Genomic DNA, 4,337 nt, shown 5'->3' on the forward strand with positions numbered 1-4,337 from the left:
GATTTGGGGGTCGGTTCAACCCACGTTCGCCCTTTTTATTGTTTATCCGTTTATCAATCATCGCTTGATTGTAATTGGATATAGTTTTGAATGCCGATGTCCGCAATCTTCTCTTGCTGGGTTTCTAGCCAGTCTTCGTATTCTTCATTGCCGTCTTTTAGCTTGATGAGTAGCTCACGAGAAACAAAATCACGCTTGGCGGTACATACATCAATCGCTTCTACCAACACGTCATGTTTACGCTTTTCCAAACGCAAATCACACGCCAAAATCTCTTCTACGGTCTCGCCAATCATGAGCTTACCCAAATCTTGTAAGTTTGGCAAACCTTCTAACAGCAAAACCCGCTCAATCAGCTCATCTGACCATTTCATCTCACGAATGGACTGCTTAAAAAATGAGTCGTTTAGCTCTTCCACGCCCCAATTTTTGACGATACGAGCGTGCAAAAAATACTGGTTAATGGCAATTAGGGACTGACCCAATACCAAATTTAACTGACGGATAACGTCTTTATCGCCTTTCATGTTATTACCTTTTTATCTTTAATTTCAACGTTTAATTTTTTAAAAAAGGGTGCATACACACCCCCTTTTTTACCTTTTTCTGCCTTATCGCCCTACTTAGTGCGTGGCACCGACCATGTTAGGCTCAGCACTTTGGCTTTGTAGGTAGTTTTGTAATCCCATCAGCTCAATCAAGCGTAGTTGTTTTTCTAGCCAGTGGGCGTGGTCTTGCTCAGTGTCTTCTAACTGACGCACGAGCATATCACGGGTTACATAATCACGCTCGGCTTCACAGATAGCAATCCCTTCTTTTAGGTGTTCTTGCACGGTGTATTCTAGCTCCAAATCGCTTTTTAGCATGGCAGGCACATCGGCACCGATGTTAATCTCGCCCACTTGCATATTTGGCGTACCGCCTAGCATGATGATACGGTTGATAATCAGGCGTGCATGTAGGGTCTCGTCTTCCATTTCGTGATAAATGCGGTCGTGCAATTTACCCAATTCCCATTCAGCGTACATTTGTGAATGGATAAAATACTGGTCTCTGGCACCCAATTCGCCCGCCAATAAGAAATTTAGATAATCAATGACTTTTTGAGATGATTTCATGATAAAAATCCTGTGTTAGATAAAGAAAAATCAGCCAACGCTGTATGGGACATATCATAGCACAAAGATAGGGATTGACAAGGGGGTATTTGTATGGCAAAGGAACTGCGAACGACTTACGCTGTGAGAATGGCTATTACAATAACAAAAATTTTCACCTAAGAAATCATCTTAGGTGAATTGGAGAAAATGGTTTTGGCAAATAGGCTAAGTTATTGATTATATTGTTATTTTTATTATTGATGACAATTCCTTTTACTATTTTAATAATTTGCAAATAATAAGGCTTATTAGTTAATTTTATCAACTTGAAAATGACTATTAATTGATAATTTTAATCTAGTTAAGATTATGCAAAGACGCTTATATTTAGAAATATTATAGCAACAAATTTACCAAATATTTACAAAAATATCAGCAATCACACCGCCATGGCATCTACCGCCACATATTTGGCATGATGTTCATCAACCAAGTCCTGCACCATTGGCATACAACAGCCACAACAAGTGCCGACCAGTAGCTCACTTTGCAATGCTTCTACACTATCAACGCCTTGTAGCATGGCAGTTTTGATTTGGGTGTCTTTGATGTCATGGCAAATACAAACATACATGGCGAAGTCCTTGGTGAATGCTGTTGTGGATTGGCTATTTTTTAAACGAAAATAAGAACGGTTATTCTTATTAACTTATGGCGTTATATTAGCAATAATTATTATTATTTGCAAGCAAAAATTGATAATTTTTATAAAAAAGTTTAAAAATTTTGATGAATAAAAATCCCCAAAACATCATATCTTGGGAATTGTTAAAAACTCAATCAAATTTGATTATTCATCAACAAAAGATAACCAGTGCTTGTATTTGTCATTACGCCCTTGCACCACGTCAAAATACAAGGTTTGTAGTTTTTCGGTCAGCTCGCCACGTCCGCCCTTACCGATGACACGGTCATCATATTCACGGATTGGGGTAACTTCGGCAGCGGTGCCTGTCATAAAAATCTCATCGGCAAGGTAGAACTCATCACGAGTGATACGGCGTTCTACGACTTTGATACCCAAATCATGAGCGAACTCAATAATCGTACGGCGAGTAATGCCGTCTAATGCTCCGCCTGCAAGGTCTGGGGTATGCAGCTCGCCATTTTTCACCAAAAATAAGTTCTCGCCCGAGCCTTGACATACGTAGCCCAGTGGGTCCATAAGAATGGCTTCATCATAGCCTGCTTTGGTCGCTTCTTGGTTGGCTAGGATAGAGACAGGATAGTTGGCGGCGGCTTTTGCCTTACACATGGTTACGTTAGGGTGATGGTGTGTATAGCTTGATGTTTTGGCACGGATACCATTTTTGATACCATCTTCGCCCAGATATGCCCCCCAGTGCCATGCAGCAACGGCTGAATGAATGGTATTGTCTTTGGCGGCGATACCGAGCTTTTCTGAACCCACCCAGATGAGCGGACGAATATAGGCAGACGCCAAGCCATTTTCACGCACCACGTCTTTTTGGGCTTTGACCAACTCATCATGGCTATAACGCACGTCTAGCTGAAAAATTTTGGCAGAATTAAGCAGACGTTCGGTGTGTTCATGCAGACGGAAAATGGCGGTACGTCCGTCAGGGGTCTGATAGGCACGCACGCCTTCAAACACCGCCAAACCATAATGCAGGCTGTGGGTCAAAACGTGGACTTTGGCATCAGGTTGGTTGATTAGTTTGTCATCTAGCCACATTTTGCCGTCTTGGGTTGCTAAACTCATAAGTTTTTCCTTGATAAAAAAGAGCTTTTAATAAAATTATTTTATAAACTTAGAGCGTTCATAAAATAAAAGTAATCGCATGATTATAACACCGTTTGGGCGTTTTGCAATAGTTTTTTAAGGCGTGGTGCGAGCGATTGCCGTCTCTGATAGTACAAACTGGCGTACGTCATTTAGCATGGTTGTATCAAAATTATGAATAAAGGCAAACGACAAGTGCCTGTCAGGGTCGCAGAACGCCACCGAGCCATTATAACCCATGTGTCCGTAGGCGTTTGGCGTGTGTTGCAAGCTAAACAGGCGATGAAAACCCGACCGCCACCGCATATTGGCAGGCATGACCGCATCAAAACCGTCCACACGCACCGCACGCATGTCAGCAAGTACCGCAGGCGTGATGAGCGTTTGCCCTTGCCATACGCCACCATTGGCGTGCATGGCATAAATAGTCGCTAGGGCGTGGGCGGTAGAGACCCCATTGGCGGCAGGAATGACCGCTTGCAACACCTTATCATGATGATATTCCACGCCATCACGTCCGTTTGGCATGAGTGCGTTTTTATAATTGACAAGGTTCATCTTGGCGGTGTCAAAATACAGCTTATTAATGCCAGATGTACCAAGCGTCTCTGCTTTATCCGCCCACAATGGCGTGATGTCAAGCCCTGCATAGACCGCCAACATCTCTGGGGTGTCAGGTTTTAGGGTTGGTTTGCGTTTGGTGGTGGGCGTGCCATCAAAATACCGCACTGGCTTGGCAACTTGCCCTAGCTTATCGGCAGGTAGTCCATAATACAGCTCGCCCTGTATGCCTAAGGGCGTAGCAAGGTATTCATCTAGGGCGTGTTGCAAGGGTAATCCCGATACACGCTCCACCAATCCCCCCAAAATCCACCCCGAAACCAACGCACTATACGCACTGCCATAGCCCTGTTCGTCCTGCCCTTTGGGGGTGTCAGGCGACATTTGGGCGACTTTGGCGGTCATCGTCTGCCAGTCGGTCAGCTCATCGGTGTCATGGGTGAGCGTGGTGATGTTAAACAGCCCTGCGGTGTGGGTCAAGATGTGGCGTGGCGTGATATGCTCTTTGCCCCCTGCCCCAAACTCCGCCCAATACGAACTAATGGGCATATCATAGTCTAGTAGCCCCTTTGAGACCAACACCGCCACCAGCGTTGCCATCACGCCTTTGCCGATAGAGAAATTTACCGATAGCGTGTGGGCGTGCCAGTCTTGGTGTGTCAGGGCTTGCCCTATGGCGGTGTTTACCACCGTCTCGCCTTTGTGGGTGATGACCAGTGAGCCACCGGCAGGCGAGTCGTCAAATTGTAATTTAGAAAGCAGTTCGGGAAAATCTTGCCACATGGTCTGTACCTAATGATAAAAATGGCTTATTGTATAAGAATTTGGGAGAAAATTCAAAGTGTGGGACATTTTTTGGGTCGTAGATACCA

5 protein-coding genes are annotated in these 4,337 nt (G+C 44.4%); all 5 read right to left on the reverse strand.

The genetic code is table 11. From position 1 onward, the window contains the following. Positions 1-53: 53 nt before the first annotated feature. Positions 54-527 (reverse strand): bacterioferritin, encoded by a 474-nt coding sequence (gene bfr / locus B5J94_RS13125; RefSeq protein WP_062501169.1) that lies wholly within the window; start codon positions 525-527, stop codon positions 54-56. Positions 528-623: 96 nt separating this feature from the next. Continuing rightward, positions 624-1,118 carry a bacterioferritin gene (gene bfr, locus B5J94_RS13130; RefSeq protein ID WP_062501171.1) on the reverse strand — a complete coding sequence of 165 codons (495 nt, stop codon included), beginning with the start codon at positions 1,116-1,118 and terminating at the stop codon, positions 624-626. Positions 1,119-1,539: 421 nt separating this feature from the next. Next, positions 1,540-1,734, reverse strand: a complete 195-nt coding sequence (locus B5J94_RS13135) for a (2Fe-2S)-binding protein (RefSeq protein ID WP_062501173.1) — start codon at positions 1,732-1,734, stop codon at positions 1,540-1,542. A gap of 216 nt (positions 1,735-1,950) precedes the next feature. Next, complete coding sequence (locus B5J94_RS13140) at positions 1,951-2,883, reverse strand: branched-chain amino acid transaminase (protein WP_062501175.1); 933 nt, start codon at positions 2,881-2,883, stop codon at positions 1,951-1,953. 117 nt (positions 2,884-3,000) lie between these two features. After that, the gene (locus B5J94_RS13145) at positions 3,001-4,248 is read right to left on the reverse strand and encodes a serine hydrolase domain-containing protein (RefSeq protein WP_062501177.1); all 1,248 of its coding nucleotides are present in this window, start codon (positions 4,246-4,248) and stop codon (positions 3,001-3,003) included. Positions 4,249-4,337: the final 89 nt, after the last annotated feature.

This window comes from Moraxella lacunata (assembly GCF_002027545.1).
In the GTDB taxonomy this organism is placed as follows: Bacteria; Pseudomonadota; Gammaproteobacteria; order Pseudomonadales; family Moraxellaceae; genus Moraxella; species Moraxella lacunata.